The organism is Hymenobacter sp. CRA2, from assembly GCF_002007105.1.
Classification (GTDB): Bacteria; Bacteroidota; Bacteroidia; order Cytophagales; family Hymenobacteraceae; genus Solirubrum.
The window spans coordinates 347000-367400 of the sequence record NZ_MVBC01000001.1; the positions used below are offsets into that span (position 1 = coordinate 347000).

Sequence of the window (20401 nt, forward strand, 5' to 3'; positions counted from 1 at the left end):
GTGAAAAAAAGTCAGAAAAGCAAAAAGGGGAAAGTCAGTCTTAGTGAGGCGCGGCAGCCGACTCGGGGTTATGGGTATGGTCACCACCGAAGCCCAAGTCGTTGTCGTGGTGGTGCTCCTCCACCGCCCCGCCGATGTACATGGCCGAGAGCAGGGTGAAGAGGTAAGCCTGCAGCAGGGCCACCAGCATTTCCAGCACGTTGATGAAGAGCGCGAAGCCCACGCCCAGCGGCGACACGGCCACGCTCTTGAAGATGAAGATGAGCGAGATGAAGCTCAGCACGATGATGTGACCAGCCGTGATGTTGGCGAACAGACGCACCATCAGCGAGAACGGCTTGGTGATGATGCCGATCAGCTCGACCGGAATCATGATGGGCAGCAGCCAGGTCGGCACGCCGGGCGTGGCGAAGATGTGGCCCCAGTAGTTCTTATTGCCGCTGAAGATGGTGATGAGCAGCGTGAACAGCGCCAGCAGGAACGTGATGCTGATGTTGCCGGTCAGGTTAGCCGCGCCGGGCAGCAGGCCCAGCAGGTTGTTGAACCAGATAAAGAAGAACAGCGTGAGCAGGTACGGCAGGTAACGCTCGTACTTGGGACCGATGTTGATCTTGGCCACGTCGTCGCGGATGAAGGCGATGATGGGCTCGAAGAACGACTGTATGCCGCTCGGAGCTTTGCCGCGGTTCTTTTGGTAACCGCTGGCTACGGCGAAGAATACCACAATCAGAATCACCGCGCTCAGCAGCATGGAAGCCACGTTCTTGGTGATGGAGAAGTCGTAGACTTTGCTGCCATCTTCAGCTTCCAGCTTCTCGTGCTCCAGCTTCAGGCCGTCGTAGGTCTGGCCGTGGGCGAGCTTGCTGGAGGAAAATACCGACAGGCCTTTGCCGGACTGGTAGGCAATAACCGGCAGCGGCAGGGTGATGTGCGAGTGGCCAATCGTGGCGAAGTGCCATTCGTGAGCATCAGCCACGTGGTGCAGAATCATCTCACCGGGCTTGAACTCACCTTCTTCCGTGGCTTCCACCTGGGTGGCCGAGGTAGAAGGCACGTCGCCGTGATGCTCTTGCGCAAAAACGGGCAACGTCAGAATCCAGAAGAATAGGAGCAGAAACCGCTTCATTAAGAACACTTTAGGGGAAAACGTATCCAAAACTATACCTCCTCGGAGCCCGGTTTTGAAAACGGGCGCAAGTTAGTCACGACGTTCCAGACTTCAAACCCGGTGTAGAGAAAATACAGGAGGAAGAAGAGGCCCAAAAAAGTCCAAGTGCTGTTGCCAGCCTTGGCGCCGCCGCGAACTAAGTAAGTTACAATGGTGCCCAAAGCCAGTACCAAGCGCAGGGCCGTGGTGCTGAACCAGGCCGTCATCAACGACTCAGGGTTGCGCTGGTAAGCGCGCCAGGTCAGCCAGAACGTGATGCCGGTGAGCACCGCGAAGAACAGCAACAACCACCCAGCGCTGGGGTGCACCACTGCCGCGCCGAACTGCACACGCAAGGCATAAATGCCGGCGCCGAGCAGCAGGGAAAAGATCAGCAGATTGCGAAGGAAGCGGTTCATCAGGAGCAAGCGGCGCAGGCCGGGAACGAGTAGTCTTGGTTAAGGAGCAGCCGTAGTGGCCGCGAGAAGGTCTATTTGTCGCTGGAAACCGCCTTGATGATCTGGTACATGGCGACAAAGACGCCGAATAAGGACAGTGCGATGGTAGCCCAGGGCCGCCAGCCGTACCGCCCATCGAGCCAGACGCCGAGCCAGGTACAGAGCCCGATAGTTACCAGCATCTGAAAGCCCACGCCCGAGTAGCGGCCGATCTGGCTGCTGCTGCGTTTGTCTTCGGGAGAGGTCGGCTCGGGCATGAATTTTCAATGAAGGGCTGCAAAGGTACGCCACGAAGTTCATATGCGTTGCCAACCTGCACTAAATGAGCCCTAATCAGTAGAGCAAACCCGTAGGCCGTTGAAATTCGCGTACTTTTAGCTGCTTTGCGGCGTTGTAGAAGCTCGGGGCCAATCCGAACGAAACAGCTGCCGACCAGCGTTTTCCCCGCGACTCATCCGTTCATCCACCGCCCTGTTGCCCGTGCTGAATTCCGCGCGCTTTGCCTTACCCACTGTTTATGGTCTGCTAGTGGCCAGCGCGGCCGCGTGGCTTAGCGGCTGCGCCGCTGAGAACCACAACATCATTGCCCGTACTTACCAGAACATTACCGCCCGCGACAACGGTTACTTCCTGGCGCGGGAAAAAATGCGCGCTGAGGAAGCCAAGCTCTATAAGGAGCGCCAGAACGACTACAACCGGGTGCTGCCCTTGCTACCGGTAGTCGATTCGGTGAAGGCCTTGCAGCTGACGGCCGCCATGGACGAGGTAGTGAAAAAGGCTTCATTGCCCATTCAGCGCCGCGGCAGCAGCGACTGGACCGACGACTCGTACATCCTCATCGGCAAGACCCGCTATTACAAGCGGGAGTTTGAGGATGCGGCTAAGACTTTTAAGTACGTCAACACCGTCAGCACCGACGCCAACGCCCGGCACGAGGCGCTGATCTGGCTCATGCGGACTTATATGGCCACCAACGAATGGGACAACGCCTCGTCGGTATCGGACCTGCTCGATAAGGAACAAGGCACCGAGGCCAACGCACGCGAACTGTTTCTGACCCGCGCCCAGTACTACCTGCACCAGGGCAACGACAAGCTGGCCATCGAGAATCTGCAAAAGGCCATTCCGTACATTCCCAAGAAGGATGAGCGCAGCCGTACGCGCTACGTACTGGCCCAGCTTTACCAGAACAACGGGCAGGATAAGGAAGCCTACGCTGAGCTGAACAAAATCCTGAAGCGCAACCCGCCCTACGAGCTGGACTTCTTCTCCAAGCTGATGCTGGGGCAGGTATCGGACCTGAACCTGGCCGACCGCGCCCGACTGGAGAGGTACTTCGCCAAGCTGCTGAAGGACCCCAAGAACAAGGAGTACCGCGATAAGATCTATTACGAGATGGCCCGGCTGGACTACCGCCAGCAGCACTACGACCAGGCACTGAACCTGCTGAACCAATCGGTACGGGCCAGCACCACCAACCGGGCGCAGAAGGGCTACGCCTACCTGCTGACCGGCCGCATCTATTACGAGAACCTGCAGAAGTACCGGCTGGCAGCGGCCTACTACGACAGCACTACGCAGATGCTGCCGAAAACGGCTCCCGAATACGCGGCTACCAAGGAGCGCAGCGACATCCTGCGGGACTTTGCCCAGCAGCTGACCATCGTGGAAACCCAGGATAGCCTGCTTACCCTCGCCAAGCTGGATACGGCCACCCTGCGCAGCCGCCTGCTGACTTATGCCGACGCCCAGATTCTGCGGATGCAGAAGGATGCGGAAAAGCAGGCTGCCTTAGCCAACCGTGGCACTAACCAGACCGGTACGGGCCAGGACTTGAGCCGTACGGGTAACCCTGAAGCCGATCCGCTGGCCTTTGCCTCCGGCTCCACGGGCCGACAGTGGTACTTCGACAACCCAACCTCGCTCAGCACCGCCCGCGGCGATTTTGAGCGGCGCTGGGGCAACCGCCCGCTCACCGACAACTGGCGTCTGAGCAGCCTGGCTACTACCGGTGCTCCGTCGCCGGGGGGCGCGCCGGTAGCTGTGGGCGGCGCCAACAACTCGGCCATTAACCCAGCTGGTGAGGCTTCGGCCCAGCAAGCCACGCCCCAGGATGAGCGCAACTTCCTGGCTAATCAACTGCGCCGGGCCATACCCTTTACCCCGGAACAAAAGCAGCAGGCCGAGGCCAAGATTGAAGAGGCGTTGTTCGCGCTAGGGGCTATCTACAACCAGCAGCTAAAGGAGCCCGGCAATGCCGCGCAGGCGTACGAGCAGCTGCTGCAGCGCTACCCCAAGGGCCCGCACACGGTGGAGACGTACTATACGCTCTACCTGATTTACAGGGAGCTGAATGACCCCAAAGCCGAAGCTTACGCCCAGCGGTTGCGGCAGGAATACCCGAATTCCTCCTACGCCCGCCTCGTGGCCGACCCCGAGTATCTGCGGCGTACCTCGGTGGCCAACGAACACATGGCCGTGCGCCTGGATTCGGCCTTTGCCCTCTACAAGCAGCAGGAATTCAAGAAAGCCTCCGCCGCTCTGGTGCGGGCTCGTAAGCAGTACCCGGAAACCGACCTGAATGACCGGGCCGAGTACCTGCAGGCCCTACTCGTTATCCGGACGCAACCGCCGGTAGCGCACAAGCCGGTGCTGTCGGCTTTTCTGAAGAAGTACCCCGAAAGCCCGCTGGCGCCACGAGTGGAGAGCATGCTGCTGACCTACAACCACTACGAAGCGGGTATGCTGCCCGGCGCGCTGGCCTCGACCGAAAAGCCGGCCGTGTCCTTCTTCCGCCCCGGTGAAGTGGATAACCGCATGCGCATTGCCTACGGCGCCGACGAGCTACCGACCACCAAGCCCGCCCCCGCTACGCCGGCTGCTACCGGCACGGCGCCGGCCCCGAACGCCGCTGCACCTACCAAGAATGGTTCGCAGCCCGCTCCGACCACGAAAGGGCAACCAACCAAAGCCGACGCCAAGCCGACTACCCCGACAGCAGAGCCGCCTACGCAGCCTGGCACTACTCCGGCTGCCAGCACACCTCCTACGCCCAATTCCGCAGCTCCGCAGCCGGCTACTCCGGCCGTAGAACCTTCGCCTTACACGGCAAACCTGAATGCTCCGCACGCAGTAATTATTGCCTACCCGAAGGATGCCGCCGCGTTCAGCGACCTGCAAGCTCAGCTTACTGCCTACAACAACCGCTTTTTCAAGGCCAATAACCTGCAGATTCAGTCTCAGGCGCTGGGTGCCACGCAGCAGGTGCTGATTGTGCAGTCCTTGCCCACTAGCAAAGTGGCTCAGAACTACGCTCTGAAGCTGCGCGGGCCGCAAGGCCCGCTCATGAAGCTGCGCAACGCGGGTTACCAATCCTTCCTTATTGGTATTGATAACCTACCCGTGCTGCTTTCGCGCGGCAATCTGGAGGAGTATTTGCGCTTCGCCCAGCCCGTTTACCGTCCGTAATTTTTCGGCATGTCCCCTACCGTTTCGCGGTCCAAACCCAGTTTCCGGGCCAAGCCCAACCGTCCCGAACGCTTCGCCGCCCTTACCCGCACGCTGTGGGTACTCTTCGGCGCCGGCGTGGTGGGCGCTATTTTCTACGTGTTTGCCGTCAGCGTGAACTTGTTCAACCTGTTCGGCAGCATGCCCAACCTGAAAACGCTCGAAAACCCCAAGAGCGAGCTGGCCTCCGAGGTCTACTCATCCGATGGGGTACTGATGGGCAAGTACTTCCGCGAAAACCGCACTCCGGTAGGTTACGAGGACTTGCCGCAGAACCTGATCGATGCGCTGGTCGCTACCGAGGATTCCCGCTTCGAAGAGCACTCCGGCATCGACGCCAAAGCCATGGTGCGCGTAGCCGGTGGTGTGCTGACGGGCGGGGCGCTGGGCAAAAGCGGCGGCGGCTCCACCATCACGCAACAGCTGGCCAAGCTGCTCTTCCGCACCCGCGAAGACCTCAACGACGGCAAGCTCAACGACGTGCCGGGGCTGCGCATGCTCATCACCAAGACCAAGGAATGGATTCTGTCGGTGCGGCTGGAACGCAACTACACCAAGCGCGAAATCCTGCGCATGTACCTCAACCAGGCGGAGTACGGCTCGAATGCCTTCGGCATTTTCACGGCGTCCAAGACCTTCTTCAACAAGAAGCCCCAGCAACTGAAGCTGGAGGAATCGGCCCTGCTGGTAGGCCTCGTCAACGGGCCCACGTGGTTTAACCCCGTGCGCAACCCCGCCCGCAGCCGCAAGCGCCGCGACTGGGTGCTCAGCCAGATGCGCAAGTACCAGTACATCGACGACGCGACGTACACAGCGGCGGTGGCCAAACCTATCAAGCTTGATTACAAGGTCGAAAACCAGAACGAAGGCATTGCCCCGTACTTCCGGGTGGAAGTGAGCAAAATGCTGCGCTCCTGGGCCAAGGAAACTGACCACGATCTGTACGCCGACGGCCTGAAAATCTACACCACCATCGATTCGCGCATGCAGAAGTATGCCGAAACGGCCGTGGCCGACCACATGAGTCTGCAGCAGAAGTGGTTTGATGCGCACTGGAAAGGCCAGCAGCCCTGGCGCGACGAAAACGGCCGCCTCATCCCGAACTTCCTGAGCACTTCCATCAAGCGCACGGAACGGTACCGCAGCCTGCAGGCCCGCTTTCCCGACAACCCGGATTCCGTCAAGTACTACCTAAACAAGAAGTACCGGATGAAGGTGTTTACCTGGAAAGGTGGCGAAAAGGAAGTACTGATGTCGCCGATGGACTCCCTGGCGTACTACAAGCGCCTGCTGCACGCCGGCTTCATGGCCATGAACCCACTCAACGGGCAAGTGAAAGCCTGGGTAGGCGGCATCAACTTCAAGTACGTCAAGTACGACCACGTGAAGCAGGGCAAACGCCAGCCGGGCTCCACCTTTAAGCCCTTCGTGTACGTAGCGGCCATCGACCAGGGCTACTCGCCCTGCTACCAGCGCCCCGACGTAGCTACCACCTTCCCGGCCGTGGCCGGCCGCCCGGCTTACACCCCCAAGAACTTCGAGGGCAGCTTCTCCGGCCGCACCTTCACCCTGCGCCAGGCGCTGGCCCGCTCCATGAACTCCATTACGGCTTGGCTGGTGCAGAAGCTCGGTCCTGAAACCGTGGTAGCCTACGCCAAGCGCCTCGGCATCACCTCCCCCATCGAAGCCGTGCCGGCCGTGGGCTTCGGCTCCTCCGACGTGAGCATTTACGAACTGGCCGGCGCTTACAGCACCTTCGTCAACAAAGGTGTGTGGACAGCCCCAATGATGGTGACGCGTATCGAGGACAAAAACGGCAACGTACTGCGTGAATTCGTACCGCAGACCAAGGAAGCCCTGAGCGAAGAAACGGCCTACTTGATGACCTACATGATGCGCGGTGCCGTGGAAGAACAGGGTGGCACGTCCATTATCCTGCGCGGCGGCTTCAAGTTCCCCTATCAGATGGCCGCCAAGACGGGCACTACCTCGAACTACTCCGACGCCTGGTTTATGGGCATGACGCCCGACCTGGTGTGCGGCATGTGGGTAGGTGGTGAAGACCGCAGCATCCACTTCCGCACCGGTGCCTATGGCCAAGGTTCGCGCCTCGCGCTGCCGATCTACGGCATCTTCATGAAGCAGGTGTACAAGAACAATAAGGAGATTGGCATCAGCACCGGCGAGTTCCCCAAGCCGGCTCAGCCCCTGAGCCTCGAAATCGACTGCTCGCGCTACTACGGCGGGCAGCGCGACACCATCCCGTACGAGCAGAAGCTGAACCAGGCCGATCTGCAGGATATCGATAAGGAAGATATCTAAGTCGCTTTTTTAGGCTCCCTATCTTTTGCCCGGCTTCGGTCCCTATGCCCGAAGCCGGGCTTTTTGTTGCCCACCCGCTTCGGTGTTACTAGTTGGCTAGAACTGATGAGCCGTTGAATTCTGCCAACCCCACCGTTGTTTTGGTAGTTTAATCCTCCTGTAGACTTTCGTTTCCCGCTGTATGGCTGCCAAAGCCCACTTGCAAGAGCAAATTCGCCTGCTGCCGCACCGGCCCGGCATATACAAGTACTTCGACGAGGAAGACCACATCATTTATGTGGGCAAGGCCGTCGACCTGCGCAAGCGCGTCAGCAGCTACTTCACCAAGAACGACCACAATAAGAAAACCCAGCAGCTGGTCAAGAACATTCACCGCATCGAATTCACCATCGTGGATTCGGAGTCGGATGCCTTTCTGCTGGAGAACAACCTCATCAAGCAGCACCAGCCCAAGTACAACATCTTACTTAAGGACGGTAAGACCTACCCCTACATCTGCGTGACCAACGACCGGTTTCCGCGGGTGCTGCCTACGCGCCAGAAAATCAACGACGGTTCGCGCTACTACGGCCCCTATGCTACTGGCACCGGCCTGAACGTCATCCTGGAGCTTATCCGAGCCTTGTACCCTCTCCGCACCTGCACGTACAACCTGAGCCCCGAAAACGTGGCTGCCGGCAAATACAAGGTGTGCCTGGAGTATCACATTGGCAATTGCAAAGGTCCTTGCCAGGACCTCATCGACGAGGAAAGCTACAACCATCACATTCAGCAGATCCGCAACATCCTCTCCGGCAACCTGACCGTAGCCAAAAATTACTTCAAGGACCGCATGATGCAGGCGGCTATGGAGCAGCAGTACGAGCTAGCGCACCAGTTCAAGGTGAAGCTTGACAAGCTCGATGATTTCCAGGCTAAGAGTACCGTCGTCAACGCGTCGCTGTCCAACATCGACGTGTTCAGCATTGCCTCCAACGAAAAGTCGGCTTTCATCAACTACCTCAAGGTGATGAACGGCTCCATCATCCAGACCCAGTCCCTGGAGGTCCAGAAGAAGCTCGATGAAACCGACCCCGAAATCTTGGCCCCGATGGTAATGCAGCTGCGGCAAGAGTTCGAAAGCGAGTCCCGAGAAATACTGGTTAACGTCGAGCTGCCGGATCTGCCCCTTCCGGGCGTAAAGGTAGCCGTGCCCGAAATCGGGGATAAGCGCAAGCTGCTCAACCTCTCCATCAAGAACGTGCTGTACCTGCGCAAGGAGAAGGAGTCCATGAACGAGAAGTCCAAGGACGTAAACGAGGTAAGGATTCTGGAAACGGCTAAGAAAGACCTGCACCTCAAAGACCTGCCGCGGCACATCGAGTGCTTCGATAACTCCAACTTCCAGGGCGACAACCCCGTGGCGGCCATGGTGTGCTTTCGCAACGCCAAGCCCAGCAAGAAGGATTACCGCCACTTCCACATCAAGACCGTGGTAGGCCCGAACGACTTCGACTCCATGTACGAAATCGTGACCCGCCGCTACCGCCGTCTGCTCGACGAGGGCGCCAGCCTTCCCCAACTCATCATTGTCGATGGCGGCAAAGGGCAGCTCGGTATGGGGGTCAAAGCATTGAAGGATCTGGGGCTCTGGGGGCAGATACCCATCATCGGTATTGCCAAGCGCCTTGAGGAAATCTACGTGCCCAACGACCCGCTTCCTCTATACATCGATAAGAAGAGCGAGACGTTGCGCCTGATCCAACGCATGCGCGACGAAGCCCACCGTTTCGGTATCACTTTTCACCGCTCGCGACGCGACGCGGCTACGCTTAAAACCGAGCTTACGGATGTGAAAGGGCTGGGCCCGGTTACTGCTGATAAGCTGCTCAACAAATTCAAGTCCGTAAAGAAAATCAAAGAGCTCAGCGAAGCCGAGCTAATAGCGGAAATCGGTAAAGCCAAAACCAAGGTCCTGCTCGATTACTTCACTCAGCAGGAAAGCTCCGAGGCAGCCCAATAACTACCAAAAAAGCAAAAGGCCCTTACCAAACAGGTAAGGGCCTTTTGCTTTTGCGTTCAGCTCAAAGCTTAGAAGCTCCAGAGGCTGTATTCGTACTCGATCAGGTCCGAAGCAGCTTGCGAAGCCGCTAGGATACCTTCCCGCTGGCCACCGTAGATTTCGTCCAGACGAGCATCGCTCGGGTTCGAAACTTTGGTGATGTACGAGTTGAACAGCCAGAGCTCAAAAGCGTCGGCTAGGTTCTTGTGCTGAGCGTCGTTCTGCGGATTGAACCAGATAGCCTTGTCCGGGTTGGCGCGGAATACGCGTACCAGGTCGCTGTACTTGAAGGTGCCAATCGGCTTATCGATACCGGCTACGTTACCAGGAGCCGTGGCCGGTACTACCAGCGTGATGCTCTTGATGTCGTGATACATTCTCGACCGCTTCTTGTCGAAAATCATATCTTCCTTCAGTTCCAGCTGGTACAGATCCTTCGGACGGTACTCGTAGCTGGGCGGCGCAGCCGGTTTGGGAGGAGCAACAGCTACGGTTTCGTAGATGATTTTGCCCTTCTTGTCCTTCAACGGCTTGCCGTTTTTGTCCAGCTTCGGCTGCTTCTTGGTAGTTGCACCCGAGCTTTTAGCCGGTGCACCCCAAGCGTCGCCGCCACCGCCGCCCCAGCTGTCATCCTCTTTCAGACCAGCAGCCTTTTCTTCATCCGACAAGCCTTGGTTTTGCTCGGCGAAGGAAGAGTTGCTCTTGATTTCTTCCGAGGTGAAGGTAGAAGTCAGCGAGTCGCCTTTGTAGGCTTGTAGCTCACCACGCTTTACCGCGTCAAGGATAACCCGGGTGATTTCCTTACCCTCCGAAAACATCGGTTTGTTCTGCTTCTCGCGCAGGTCAATCTGACGCCACACGGTTTTGCGGAACATAATATCGGAATTCGGAATAGGACGATACGAGCCGTTGCTGCTAGCCGTAGTAGCCTGTTCCTGAGCCGACGCCGATACCGACAACGTCAGACCCACCGCCAGCGCGGCTAAGGAAGTGTACTTGTTCATGTGAGAAGAAAGAAAAAGGCAGCTAGTTGGTTCAACAACTAAAGATTAGAGCAGCGGAACGTTGAAGGTCTTGGTCATGCGAACCTCCTCTTGCTCACCGCGGAAGTTCATGCGACGCACTTCTTTCACTTCGATGAACAGACGGTCACCTTCACGGGCCGAGTTAACGACGGCGGTCAGGTTAGCATCCGGGCTGTCGAAAGTCATGGTTTGCATAGCCGGACGACGACCACGTACCAGAGTCACTTCGTAGCGCGTTACGCGGTAGCGAGCGTCTTCGGGCAGGAAGTTGGCAAAGCCTTGATCCGGCACAGCACGCAGGCTGAGGTTACGTACTGCAACAATCGGAGTGCCTTGCTTTTCATTAGCCTCACGGCCACCAACCATGCACTTGATGTCCGGCTTAGGAATCGCGCGAACCTTGAAGGTCTGCGAACCGATAGCGTTGCCGTTGCTGCTTACGTTCAGGGTTACTTCGCCCGAGTTCGGAACCAGCGTTACCTCACCCGTTTTAGCACCCGCGATAACCTGGGCACCCGAGGCCGAGAAGCCCGGCTTGTAGTTGGCACCCAGCGCCGGTACGGTCACCGTCAGCTTGTTGCCGCACTTGAAGTACAGCGCCTGCACCGAAGCCGACTGGATTTGCATAACGGGCTTGGTTACCATGTAAGGTACCGTCACGTTAAACGTCGTGTCGCGGCCGTTATTGCGGATACGAACCGTACCCTTCCATTCCTTCTTAGCAATGCCCTCGGCATTGAATGCACCCGGCGTAGCCGTGAATTCAATTTTGCCTTTGCCATCGGGACCAACCTGCAGCGGCGAACCGTTCAGGGTCATCGAAGGCTTCATACCCGAAGCCGAAGCCGTCAGGAACAGCTCAGCTTTGTACTTGGTACCGGCGGCTACCGTGTTCGACTCCGCGCTAGCAAAAGCACCGATTTTGTCGAATACGATGATTTGACCACCGACCCGGCTGGAAAGCTCAGCTAGAGCATCCGACTCGTACTTCAGCACCTCAGCTTCCTTCTGCGACAGTACGGCCAGCGCAGCTACCAGCGGCGTATTCTCGAAGTTCAGCTCCGCAAAGTTTTTGCTTTTCTGCGAAGGCTCCGTAACACCGGGGTCCTCTTTCGCGTCCAAAGCCAGAGCTTGTGCGCCAGGAACTACCCCTTTGATAAAGGTCGAGTAGCCGTTCAGCTTGTCCTTCATTTCGTAACCCAAGCCATTGCGGCTGGGACCAAGCATGGTAATGGCGACTTTGTCCTCCATGCTCATGTTCTTGTACGCGCTACCGCCTTTGGTATTTTCCGTGGCAGCCAGCAGCTTATCGCGTACACCCTGCAGGTAGGAAACTACCTGTTTGGTTTTTTCGCGTACTTCTTCGCCCTGCTTCAACACTGCCACGTCTTTGGGCAGGTTATGGTTCTTCTCGACTTGGGCTTGAATGCCTTTTACAGCGCTGTCGTTAGCTTTATCAACCTTTTGGTTGATGTTCGACAAGCTGTCATCAAGAAACTTGAACTTGAGCAGAATTGCGGAGTTTACTTGCAGCGCGAGAAGGGCAGTCAGTACCAAGTACATCATGCCGATCATCTTTTGCCGCGGTGTTTCTTTACCTCCCGCCATTGTTATGGATTCCTATAAAAAGAGACCAAAGTGGATGTGTGAACCGTGCTTGTCGTAGAGCTGCCAGCAATTAGCTGGTAGCGCGCATAGCGTTCAGCATGTTGCCGTACACGCGGTTCAGCGAGTTCAGGTTAACCGTCAGTTTGGCAACCTCATCTTTGAACTGCTCAGTGTCTTTGCCAGCGCTTACCAGGTTTTCCATGGCTTGGCTCAGCGTACCGTAGAACTTGTTCATAGACTTCAGGTGCGTGTTGGCATCCTGCAGTTCCATTTCGTACACTGCGTTCAGGGCACCGAGGTTCTTGGTTACATTCTGCACTTGCAGGTGGTACTCCTTGGCATCAGACGTAGCGCTCGACATAGCCGTCATAGCTTCAGCCGTTTGCTTGTAGGCCACGTTGATATTGTCCAGCGACTGAGCGGCCGAACGTACGCGCTGCGTGTATTCCTCCGTAGCGTTGGTAGCGTCACCCAGCGTCGAGAGCTGCGAAGTGGTGGTGCTCAGGCGGTTCAGACCTTCACCCAGCGACTTGATAGCGTCCGGCGTTACGTTGGCATCCTTCAGCATATCGTCGAGCTTGCGGGTCAGGCCCTTGCTCGAGTTGTCCGTAGCAGCGAACGAAGCGCTATCCGTCGAGGGGTCATAGCCTTCCGACAGTTGCGGGTATACCAGCGCCCAATCGGGCTCTTTGTGCTGCGGCTGGAATGCACTCAGGAAGAAGATAAGAGCTTCCGTGCCCAGACCTGCAATAATCGCCACGTCAGCCCCGGGCCAGTGTTCGATCTTGAAAAGAGCCCCGATGATTACGACTGCAGCACCGATACCGTAGATTTTCGGCATCACCACGTCGAACAGGAAGTTCCCTTTTTGTGCCATTAGTTAAAGTGTTGAAAAAAAGTGGGTGTTGGAGGTTGACTTAAAAAAGAGGGAAAACCCTAGGTGGTTACAAACTGTTGTTGGTACCCATACCAATCTGGATCAGCGCGCAACGGAAACCGATGTAAGAGCGAGCTGAATCTTGGTATTCAAAGTTGCGCGTGCCGGTTTCGAGGAAATAAGCAATGTCTTTCCACGAGCCACCACGTACTACTTTGCGCGGTTCGTTATCGTCCGGGTTCGTCGGGTTCATGTCCCATACTACCGGCATCGAGGACTCCATGTAAGCGTCGTCGCACCATTCGGCTACGTTGCCCGACATGTCGTACAGGCCGAAATCATTCGGGAAGTAAGAGCCGACCGGCGAGGTATATGCATAGCCGTCAGACGCATAATCGCCACGACCCGGCTTAAAGTTCGCCAGCATGCAGCCTTTTGAGTTGCGCAGGTAAGGACCGCCCCACGGGAAGGTAGCCAGTTCACGGCCGCCGCGAGCAGCATATTCCCATTCAGCCTCCGAGGGTAGGCGGAAGCCAGGCACACCAGCTACACCTTCTTCGGCAGCAGCGGCATTCTTATTCTTCGTACGCCAGTTGCAGAAATACTTAGCAGCAAACCAGTCTACGCCCACCACCGGGTAGTCGTCGAAGGCTGGGTGGCTGTAGTAGTACTCCATCAGCGGGTCACCCATGTGGTAGGTGAAGTCGCGTACCCACACCGTGGTGTCGGGGTACAGCTCCGTCATGATGTACTCCTGCCCCAACACGTCAACCGAGTCCTGCAGCACAGCATTCATGAACTGACGGTATTCGTTGTTGGTAATCTCCGTCTCGTCCATGTAGAAGCCGGCGATAGTTACCTGCTTATTCATGTTGACCATCGAAGCGGCAATGTCTTCGTCAGTCTGGCCCATGTGGAACGTTCCACCGGGGCAAGGGACCATCCCGAAGGGCACCTCCTGCGGGTTAAACTCCGGTCGGTCCTGAGCTCCTACCAGGTCACCCTGGGGGCCTTTGCCGAAGCTGCAAGCCCCCAACATCAAGGCCACAGAGGCGATGAGGGGCAAACCAAGAAACTTGTTCATGTGAGGGTGAAAGTGACTGTTCAGGCGGCGATACCCAAAGATTACAATTTTGCGCTTGGCAAATTTAGCGACAAAGCTTTTCGCAAGCAAGCATTTAGCCAAACGTCATTCGTTTGTCTACGAATTCGTTAGCCAACCCGACTAACGACATAAGGCAGCGACTTAGTGCACGGTATGAAAAATACCGTGCACTAGGACGTCGAAACCTTAAAGTACCGCCGAATTCCGCTGCTTAGAAGCTGTAGCGGGGGGTGCGAATTGCAGGGCGTACGGCCAAGCCAGGCTTGGGCAGGCGGTACGACAACATAATCTCGTGCGAGCTAAAGGCACGAGCATCTTGGTTAAATGCTATCCAATCAAATGCATAACCAATGCGCAAGGCATTATCCTTCAGCACCGAGCCGCCTATCATACCGGTCAATGATTCCCCGTAGCGGTAGCCGACTCCTCCCCAGTACTTTTCGCTGAAGGTGGCGCGCAGACCAGCATCGAGCGAGTTATTGTCAAACGAGAATTTTTTGCTGTCGCCGAATTTGCCGACAAACACCATTTTAGCTACTGCAGTAGGCGTCAAAACGATGTTGTCCGTTACCTGGAAATTGTAGCCAACCGTTAGGTATGCGTGGTTTTCAGCATTAACGGGCATCGTTTCACCGCCCGTAACGCTCTGAAACTTGTATTCTGAACGCAACAGGTTGTTCACGCTCAGGCCGGCGTACCAGCTCGGCGATTCATACCACACCCCGATACCGGCGTCGAACTTGTTGTCGGAGCCGTTGGCAGGTACGTTAGGGTCGTTTTCGTCGACAGCGCGGTAGTTCCCACGGTGCCAGTTGTTGTAAATACCTTGAACGCCTACTCCCAAGAGGCCTTCGTCGCCGACTTTAAAGTGCTTGGAGTAGGAAAGAGAAGCCGAAGTAATATCGGACTGCGCAATTTCGTCGCGGTACACATTGAACCCTACACCACCTCCAATAGCTCGTACCGGCAGCGAACCGGACAGCATATAGGTTTTGGGTTCCCCGCCGCGGTCCAGCGTAGCCTTGTAGTTGTAGTACTGGTAGCGCCCGATGGCCGTAAACTCCCCTTGCCCTTTGATACCGGCATAGGCAGGATTTAAGTACATGCCATTGAAGGCATAGTGGCTAAACTGCGGCTGTTGCTGGGCAACGGCCGAGCCTGCCACTGCGGTAAGCAGGAGGGTGGCAAGTAAACGTCCCTTCATAGGAAACAATTGAGAGGTGGGTGGTTACGGTTGATGGGTGGGTCAGCGTAAGTTTTTCAAATGTATAGAAAAATCACCCCGCAACAAATCCACGCAAAAAAACAGGCGGACGGCATATTCCTATGCCGTCCGCCTGTTACTCACTACGTTAGAAAGCCCTATGCCTTCTGCTTATTGTTGCGTGCTTGCTCCTTTGCAATTTCCGCTCCGTGGTGGTAACGGATGTACGCTTCGATAGCACCAGTCATGGACGGAGCATTGGGTTGCGGAGCTTCAATATCCAATTCCAGACCGGCGTCGCGTACGGCTTTAGCCGTGGTGGGGCCGAAAGCAGCGATGCGGGTACCGTCCTGCACGAAGTCAGGGAAGTTGATGAACAGCGAGCTAATACCCGACGGACTGAAAAACGCTAAGCAGTCGTATTTCACATCCGACAGATCGGACAGGTCGCTGGCGACAGTGCGGTAGATGACAGCTTCGGTGAACTTGAAGCCGTTAGCGCGCATAAACTCAGGAATGTCGTCTTTGCGAATATCGGAGCAAGGATACAGGAACTTCTCGCTCTTGTGCTTCTTGATGACGTCAAATAAATCGGCCGCAGTGCGCTGGCCGATGAACAGCTTGCGCTTGCGCAAAACGATGTACTTCTGCAGGTAATTCGCCGTTTGCTCCGAAATACAGAAGTACTTCATTTCGGCGGGCATTTCCAGCTTGGCTTCCTGGCAAATGCGGAAGAAATGGTCAACGGCGTTACGGCTGGTAAAGATTACCGCCGTGTGCTCCAGAATGTTAACCTTTTCCTTGCGAAAATCCTTGTAGGAAACCGGCTCAACCTGGATGAACTCGCGAAAATCGACCTTGATGCCGTACTTTTCGGCAATGGCGAAATAGGGCGACACGTCGTTGGCCGGCTTGGGCTGCGTCACCAAGATGCTACGAATGCGCTTGGCATGCCGACCCGTACCCGGCTTGTCTGTACTCTCGGCCATAAGGGAAGAAAGAAAAGTAAAGCTAAGCTATACGAAAGGCGTTGGAGGCGAAATCGGCTGAAGCTTTAGAAAGCGATGATCAGCAACTTTAGAAGCACCGTCAAGGGTATGATTTCGGTGGCGCAAAGGTACGAAAACAAATGCAGATTCAGCAGGGAGCTACGCCGGTGCACTGTACGGGCCACCCGAAACACGGTGGCCAGTAACATCAACGAAACCACACCGTTGGACACCCACAAAACGCCTTCGGGCCAAGTCTGGTTCAGGACCAAGTACAGAAGCATGACGACGGGCAGGAAAAGCCCCATGAACAGCAAGCTGCGAACAAACTCCCGGTATTGAATTAATACCAAAGAGGATACATCAAAGATATAGCCCATAACTGACAAGTACATCACCTTCAATAAAACGAAGGCCGCCACGAGCAGTGCGTAAGTTACGACCCGCAATACCAGCCCGGACTCCTGCACGGCAAATAGCTGGCGCAGAATCACTAAGCTTTGAACATTGGTATGAATGGCGACAATCAACAGGCCCAGCGACAGGGAGAAAACCAGCACGAGCAGCACGTTGAGCCACGTAATGGTAGGGCGTGACAGGAAGCTTTGCTCGCCGGGGGTATTACTCCACAACTCGTAAATCCGCGCAAAGCCGGGGCGGTAAACAGTTCGAATGCCGCCATACATCAAACCGATCAGCAGCAAAAAGCACAGGAATATATCCTCGCCCTGATGCCCTCCAACCCGAAGCTGCGGCTGCCAAGAAGTACGAGCACTGCTATGGCCGACTTTCGCTTCAGCAGGGGCAGCATTGGCGAAAGAGGTATAGTTGGGTGCTTGCTCTGGGTGCCAGATACACAATAGGTGCGCAGCACTTTTACTGCCGGCAGGGAGCAGGTCCGCTAAGTCAAGGGTGTAGTTAGCGGTACGCGGGGCACGGAATACCAGCCGGTTATCCAGAAAGATGGATAAGTTCTGGCGGGCAGCGAAGGTGACCCGAAAGGGCTTGGCGGGCCGGATGGTAACCCATTGATAATAAGCCCGCGCCGGCGCGTGATACCCTGGCAGATAGAGCACCAGCTTGTTGTCAGCAGGCTCATAAATCAGCCATTCATTGCTGATACCGGTGGGGGCCGATGGCGGCAGGGGGCGGTATTCGGCAGCCTGAACGGTGGCAGCAAAGAGGAATTGCAGCCACAGGCAGCAGATAAAGCCCGCTTTACGAAGCCACTCTTTGTTGTGCACTGCGGCTACGGTAAGTACCCAGGAACACACTCAGCACCAGCGAAAAGCCCAGCAGTACCGCAATCAGCAGGGTGTTGCCGTGGTAGGCAAAATTGATAACGAACAGGATAACCACGGTATTGAGCAGGGCCAGCAACAGCACAGTGCTGATCTGCTGAAAGCCCATAGCGAGGATCCGGTGGTGGATGTGGTTTTTATCGGGGGTGAAAGGCGACGTACCACTCAGGATACGCACGGTAAACACCCGGATGGTATCGAAGAGCGGAACGAACAGGATGCCAGCGGCTACGGACGGGTTAGCCGAACCGAAGGGCAACTCGGTGTGTACGCCCAGCTCGATGAACTGAATGGTAAGCACCGACACGATAAAGCCGCACAGCAACGACCCCGTATCGCCCATGAAGATGGTGGCTTTGTGGAAGTTGTACCGCAAGAAGCCCAGCATGCCGCCGATTACGCAGACCGAAACGAACACGTAGTTGCCGAAAGCCGAACCGCCGTACTGGTAGAAGTAGTAGCCGTAAGTGCTGACGATAATAATGACGATGGAACCAGCCAGACCGTCGAGCCCGTCGATCAGATTGATGGCGTTGGTGATGCCGGCAATAACCAGGAACGTGAAGGCGTAGCTGATGCCCGGCGGCAGCTCGTGAATACCGAAGATGCCCTGAAAGCTGGTGATGCGCACATCGGCCATGAACATGACGATGCCCGTGGCCAGCAGCTGCCCGACGAGCTTCTTGGCCGGCGAAATCGACACCAAGTCATCCTTCAGACCCACGAAAAACAGCACAATGCAGCCTGCCAGCAGTTGCTGAATGCCATTGCCCAAATCGGCGAAAATGGTGAGGGCCGACATAAAGCCCGCGAAAATAGCCACCCCACCAAGGCGGGGCGTCAGCACGGCATGCACGGTCCGCTTGTTGGGCAGATCGAGCATGTTTTTGAGGTGCGCCACGTAGATGACGGAGGGCACTGCGAACAGGGCCACTAAAAAAGCCCACAGGAAGGCCAGCCCCAGTGTCACGCCGGTTGGATTCATAGGTCGGTAGTGAGACGGGTAAAGGTACGCAACTGCCGGCGAAGGCCGGTGATGCTAGCTATGCAGGACGCCTTCCCGGCCCAACAACCCAATAGCAATGAAGTTATCGGGCACAATGGAGTCGGGAACGAAGATGAATTTCTTATCGAAAATCTGGGTGCCGCGGTAGTAGCTCACCCAGTACTGGTTGTTCAGGTGGAACAGCGCCGGGTCGATGGGCTCCAGGGGTACGGCCGACTGCGCCTCGATTTCGGGGAAATGATGCCGCAGGGTAGAGGTGCGCACGGTATGGCCCTCCGCATCTATGCCGTAGCCATTGGAGCTGACAATGACATTCTCCAGGGCGAACTTGTTGTGGTTCAGCAGGTACACCAGCCAGCCGGGCTTGCCTATTTCTACGGCAGCTGCTTCATCGGGAACGATGGCCACGGAAACCCCTTCGACGGGGTCGAAATTGATGTCTTCTTTCATTGAAACGCTAGGTCAGGCGACTAATGCCCGAAACGGGTCGAGGCCGAGCCGTTACTTTTTTTATTCAACGATGGCAGCGCCGAGGAGTTCGGCCAGGTGCGGTAGCAGCCGGTCCTCCACTTCGCGCAGGGGTACGGTACGACCAAGCTCTTGGGCCAGCGAGGTCACGGCTTTATCGACGATGCCGCAGGGCACGATATGGCCGAAGTACGACAAATCGGTGTTGACGTTCAGCGCAAAGCCGTGCATGGTCACCCAGCGGCTGCACTTCACGCCCATGGCACAGATTTTCCGCGGATTGGGGGCGCCTTCCTCGAAATCCAGCCATACGCCCGTGAGGCCCGCTATGCGCCCGGCAGCTAGGCCATAGTCGGCCAGCAACCGGATGACGGCTTCTTCGAGCGTGCGCAGGTAGAAGTGGATGTCGGGCTTGAAGTTTTCTAAGTCGAGAATGGGGTACCCTACCAGCTGGCCGGGACCGTGGTAGGTGATGTCGCCACCGCGGTTGATGCGGTGGAAAGTGGCGCCGTAGTGCTGCAGCCCCGCTTCGTCGAGCAACAGGTGCTCGGGCTTGCCGCTTTTGCCCAGGGTATATACCGGCGGGTGCTCACAGAGCAGCAGATAATTAGGCGTGGCTTCGGGCTGGGCATCAGTGCCTTCGGCTTGTCGGTTGCGCGTCTTGATGGCCAGCGTGGCGGCCAGCAACTCTTCCTGTCGGTCCCAGGTAGGTACGTAGGGCACGCGCCCGAGCCGCTGCACGGTGATGCACCGGTTAGCGGTGCCCGCGGCGGGGGCAGCAGAAGCAGGAGCTGCCGGAGCAACGATGGGGGCAGCGCAGGCGGAAAAGAAGTCGGGTTCCATAGGCACAGTAAAGTTACGAAACCATCCGGCGGCGTCCCAGGTTCGACCGGGGCACTTACCTTCACCGGCGTCGAAGCCCAGGCTTCCACGGGAGACGTATCCGTTCCGCTCAATATATCCGCTGTATGCCCTCCCCTACCCTCGGCAGTGCCGGTGAGCAAGCCGCTGTAGACTTCTATCTGGCCCGGGGCTACCAGCTTAGGGCCCGCAACTACCGCCACGGCCGGGCCGAAATAGACATCATCGTGGAACAAGCCGCACCACGGCGGCTGGTGTTCGTGGAAGTGAAAGTGCGCACCGATCTGCGCTTCGGCTACCCGGAAGAGTTTGTGACGCCCGCACAGCGGCAGCGCATCCGTCGGGCCGCCGAGCAATTTATCCTCAGCCACGACTGGCGCGACGACATCCGCTTCGACATCCTCAGCCTGACGCCAAACTCCAATGGCTTCCGGGTGGAAGCCTTTGAGGATGCCTTCTAGGTAAGGTCATAATGGGCGTTT

17 protein-coding genes are annotated in these 20401 nt (G+C 56.8%); 4 read left to right on the plus strand and 13 right to left on the minus strand.

All coding sequences use genetic code 11. The features are described 5' to 3' along the window. Positions 1 to 40: 40 nt before the first annotated feature. From atpB to B0919_RS01315, 3 genes are all read right to left on the minus strand, one after another. Positions 41 to 1126, minus strand: coding sequence for a F0F1 ATP synthase subunit A (gene atpB, locus B0919_RS01305; protein ID WP_078010381.1), 1086 nt, complete (start codon positions 1124 to 1126; stop codon positions 41 to 43). Positions 1127 to 1158: 32 nt separating this feature from the next. Beyond that, positions 1159 to 1575, minus strand: a complete 417-nt coding sequence (locus B0919_RS01310; protein ID WP_139361825.1) for a hypothetical protein — start codon at positions 1573 to 1575, stop codon at positions 1159 to 1161. Positions 1576 to 1637: 62 nt separating this feature from the next. Next, on the minus strand, positions 1638 to 1862 hold the full coding sequence (locus tag B0919_RS01315; protein ID WP_078010383.1) for an AtpZ/AtpI family protein: 225 nt from the start codon (positions 1860 to 1862) through the stop codon (positions 1638 to 1640). 223 nt (positions 1863 to 2085) lie between these two features. On the opposite strand from B0919_RS01315, the gene B0919_RS01320 reads away from it, so the two are divergent. The 3 genes from B0919_RS01320 (at position 2086) to uvrC (ending at position 9436) form a co-directional block, all read left to right on the plus strand. Then, positions 2086 to 5073, plus strand: coding sequence for a tetratricopeptide repeat protein (locus tag B0919_RS01320; RefSeq protein WP_139361826.1), 2988 nt, complete (start codon positions 2086 to 2088; stop codon positions 5071 to 5073). A 9-nt stretch (positions 5074 to 5082) separates the two neighbouring features. Then, a complete protein-coding gene (locus B0919_RS01325) occupies positions 5083 to 7434 on the plus strand; it encodes a penicillin-binding protein 1A (RefSeq protein WP_078010385.1) in 2352 nt (783 codons plus the stop codon). 181 nt (positions 7435 to 7615) lie between these two features. Then, positions 7616 to 9436 (plus strand): excinuclease ABC subunit UvrC, encoded by a 1821-nt coding sequence (uvrC, locus tag B0919_RS01330; RefSeq protein WP_078010386.1) that lies wholly within the window; start codon positions 7616 to 7618, stop codon positions 9434 to 9436. Between the two features lie 68 nt (positions 9437 to 9504). Here the strand turns inward: uvrC and gldN are convergent, their stop codons facing one another. The 10 genes from gldN to lipB form a co-directional block, all read right to left on the minus strand. Further along, positions 9505 to 10479, minus strand: a complete 975-nt coding sequence (gldN, locus tag B0919_RS01335) for a gliding motility protein GldN (RefSeq protein WP_078010387.1) — start codon at positions 10477 to 10479, stop codon at positions 9505 to 9507. A 45-nt stretch (positions 10480 to 10524) separates the two neighbouring features. Next, positions 10525 to 12108 (minus strand): gliding motility protein GldM, encoded by a 1584-nt coding sequence (gene gldM / locus B0919_RS01340; RefSeq protein ID WP_078010388.1) that lies wholly within the window; start codon positions 12106 to 12108, stop codon positions 10525 to 10527. A gap of 70 nt (positions 12109 to 12178) precedes the next feature. Continuing rightward, the gene (gene gldL, locus B0919_RS01345) at positions 12179 to 12985 is read right to left on the minus strand and encodes a gliding motility protein GldL (RefSeq protein ID WP_078010389.1); all 807 of its coding nucleotides are present in this window, start codon (positions 12983 to 12985) and stop codon (positions 12179 to 12181) included. Positions 12986 to 13052: 67 nt separating this feature from the next. Next, positions 13053 to 14069, minus strand: coding sequence for an SUMF1/EgtB/PvdO family nonheme iron enzyme (locus B0919_RS01350; RefSeq protein ID WP_078010390.1), 1017 nt, complete (start codon positions 14067 to 14069; stop codon positions 13053 to 13055). A 232-nt stretch (positions 14070 to 14301) separates the two neighbouring features. Beyond that, positions 14302 to 15294, minus strand: a complete 993-nt coding sequence (locus tag B0919_RS01355) for a PorP/SprF family type IX secretion system membrane protein (protein WP_078010391.1) — start codon at positions 15292 to 15294, stop codon at positions 14302 to 14304. Positions 15295 to 15452: 158 nt separating this feature from the next. Continuing rightward, positions 15453 to 16283: a uroporphyrinogen-III synthase gene (locus tag B0919_RS01360; RefSeq protein WP_078010392.1), complete on the minus strand. Its 831-nt coding sequence runs from the start codon at positions 16281 to 16283 to the stop codon at positions 15453 to 15455. A 65-nt stretch (positions 16284 to 16348) separates the two neighbouring features. Next, complete coding sequence (locus tag B0919_RS01365) at positions 16349 to 17527, minus strand: DUF4271 domain-containing protein (RefSeq protein WP_078010393.1); 1179 nt, start codon at positions 17525 to 17527, stop codon at positions 16349 to 16351. Next, a complete protein-coding gene (locus tag B0919_RS01370) occupies positions 17502 to 18569 on the minus strand; it encodes an MraY family glycosyltransferase (protein ID WP_254846446.1) in 1068 nt (355 codons plus the stop codon). The genes B0919_RS01365 and B0919_RS01370 overlap by 26 nt, the downstream gene beginning before the upstream one ends. Positions 18570 to 18623: 54 nt before the next feature. Beyond that, positions 18624 to 19040: a hypothetical protein gene (locus B0919_RS01375; RefSeq protein ID WP_078010394.1), complete on the minus strand. Its 417-nt coding sequence runs from the start codon at positions 19038 to 19040 to the stop codon at positions 18624 to 18626. Between the two features lie 60 nt (positions 19041 to 19100). Next, on the minus strand, positions 19101 to 19901 hold the full coding sequence (gene lipB, locus B0919_RS01380) for a lipoyl(octanoyl) transferase LipB (protein ID WP_078010395.1): 801 nt from the start codon (positions 19899 to 19901) through the stop codon (positions 19101 to 19103). A gap of 125 nt (positions 19902 to 20026) precedes the next feature. Here lipB and B0919_RS01385 point away from each other — a divergent pair, with 125 nt between their 5' ends. Continuing rightward, entirely contained in the window at positions 20027 to 20380 is a 354-nt protein-coding gene (locus tag B0919_RS01385) for a YraN family protein (RefSeq protein WP_078010396.1), read from the plus strand. Positions 20381 to 20401 lie beyond the last annotated feature (21 nt).

Excerpts from the sequence above, each read along its gene's own strand:
- B0919_RS01355 (WP_078010391.1), bottom strand. The coding sequence starts at position 15,294 with ATGAAGGGACGTTTACTTGCCACCCTCCTGCTTACCGCAGTGGCAGGC.
- B0919_RS01325 (WP_078010385.1), top strand. The coding sequence starts at position 5,083 with ATGTCCCCTACCGTTTCGCGGTCCAAACCCAGTTTCCGGGCCAAGCCC.
- atpB (WP_078010381.1), bottom strand. The coding sequence starts at position 1,126 with ATGAAGCGGTTTCTGCTCCTATTCTTCTGGATTCTGACGTTGCCCGTT.
- gldM (WP_078010388.1), bottom strand. The coding sequence starts at position 12,108 with ATGGCGGGAGGTAAAGAAACACCGCGGCAAAAGATGATCGGCATGATG.
- B0919_RS01375 (WP_078010394.1), bottom strand. The coding sequence starts at position 19,040 with ATGAAAGAAGACATCAATTTCGACCCCGTCGAAGGGGTTTCCGTGGCC.
- B0919_RS01360 (WP_078010392.1), bottom strand. The coding sequence starts at position 16,283 with ATGGCCGAGAGTACAGACAAGCCGGGTACGGGTCGGCATGCCAAGCGC.
- lipB (WP_078010395.1), bottom strand. The coding sequence starts at position 19,901 with ATGGAACCCGACTTCTTTTCCGCCTGCGCTGCCCCCATCGTTGCTCCG.
- B0919_RS01350 (WP_078010390.1), bottom strand. The coding sequence starts at position 14,069 with ATGAACAAGTTTCTTGGTTTGCCCCTCATCGCCTCTGTGGCCTTGATG.
- B0919_RS01385 (WP_078010396.1), top strand. The coding sequence starts at position 20,027 with ATGCCCTCCCCTACCCTCGGCAGTGCCGGTGAGCAAGCCGCTGTAGAC.
- uvrC (WP_078010386.1), top strand. The coding sequence starts at position 7,616 with ATGGCTGCCAAAGCCCACTTGCAAGAGCAAATTCGCCTGCTGCCGCAC.
- B0919_RS01370 (WP_254846446.1), bottom strand. The coding sequence starts at position 18,569 with ATGAATCCAACCGGCGTGACACTGGGGCTGGCCTTCCTGTGGGCTTTT.
- B0919_RS01315 (WP_078010383.1), bottom strand. The coding sequence starts at position 1,862 with ATGCCCGAGCCGACCTCTCCCGAAGACAAACGCAGCAGCAGCCAGATC.
- gldN (WP_078010387.1), bottom strand. The coding sequence starts at position 10,479 with ATGAACAAGTACACTTCCTTAGCCGCGCTGGCGGTGGGTCTGACGTTG.
- gldL (WP_078010389.1), bottom strand. The coding sequence starts at position 12,985 with ATGGCACAAAAAGGGAACTTCCTGTTCGACGTGGTGATGCCGAAAATC.